1 protein-coding gene is annotated in these 1,186 nt (G+C 57.3%); it reads right to left on the reverse strand.

The window, feature by feature from the left end; all coding sequences use genetic code 11:
- Positions 1-52: 52 nt before the first annotated feature.
- On the reverse strand, positions 53-1,186 hold a 1,134-nt coding region (locus tag VJ956_RS15880; protein WP_324086019.1), incomplete at its 5' end, for an IS256 family transposase.

Here is a 1,186-nt window from a genome sequence, read left to right on the forward strand (position 1 = left end):
GGGAGTATCCGAAACTCTGTGTATGAGGCTCAGCCCACGCGGTTTCGACGGGTCATCTGTTGAACCGTTCTGGGTATAGGATAGCGAACTGATTTCGAGCGGCAACCCATTCTCTGACGGCTCTTCCTGTTTTCTCGAAACTGCGGATCGCGAGATAGATCAGCTTTGTCGCGGCCTCATCTGTTGGAAAGCTCCCGCGTGTTTTGGTGGTTTTGCGGATGACGCGGTTCAGGCTTTCGATGGCGTTGGTGGTATAGATGATTTTGCGCACTTCTGGCGGGAAGGCGAAGAACGGGGTCACCTCCTGCCATGCACGCCGCCAGCTTGGAGCGATTGAGGGGTATTTCTGACCCCATTCGGCTTCAAACTCAGCCAGGGCCTTTTCGGCCTCGACGTCATCCGTGGCTTGATAAACCCGTTTCAGGTCCTTGGCGACGCTCTTGCGATCCTTCCATCCACAGAAGTTCAGGGAATGGCGCACCAGATGCACGATGCAGGTCTGGACGGTGGTATCAGGGAAGGCCGCATTGATCGCATCAGGGAAGCCCTTGAGGCCGTCCACGACCGCGATCAGGATGTCTTCTACGCCGCGATTGCGCAGGTTGTTCATCACCGAGAGCCAGAACTTAGCCCCTTCGTTATTGGCAATCCAAAGGCCCAGAACCTCACGTTCACCCTCAGGGGTGATGCCCAGGGCCACGTAAACGGCCTTGTTTTTAACCTGTCGGCTTTCCGCATCGCGGATTTTGACCCGGAGCGCATCGAGGAAAACGATGGGATACATCTGGTCCAGAGCGCGGTTCTGCCAGTCAGACACTTCCTCCAGAACTGCGTCAGTGACACGGCTGATAAGGTCGGCTGACACCTTCAGGCCGTAGACTTCTTCGAGGTGGGCGCGTATATCACGGGTCGACAACCCTGCGGCGTAGAGGCCGATAATCTTGTCGTCCATCCCGTCGATCCGGGTCTGGCCCTTCTTAATCAACTCCGGCTCAAAACTGCCGTCACGGTCGCGCGGCACTTCAATGGGCAAAGCACCATCGTCGCCCTTCAGCGTCTTGCGTGTTGTGCCGTTACGGCGATTGGCTTGTTCGGCCGCTGGCTGAGCATCCGGCTCATAGCCAAGGTGATCGGTCAGCTCCGCGCCCAGCATTCGCTCCATCAGGCGGACCTTCAGTTCCTTCAT

Origin of the sequence: Marinobacter sp. (assembly GCF_035268745.1) — a bacterium.
GTDB lineage: Bacteria > Pseudomonadota > Gammaproteobacteria > Pseudomonadales > Oleiphilaceae > Marinobacter.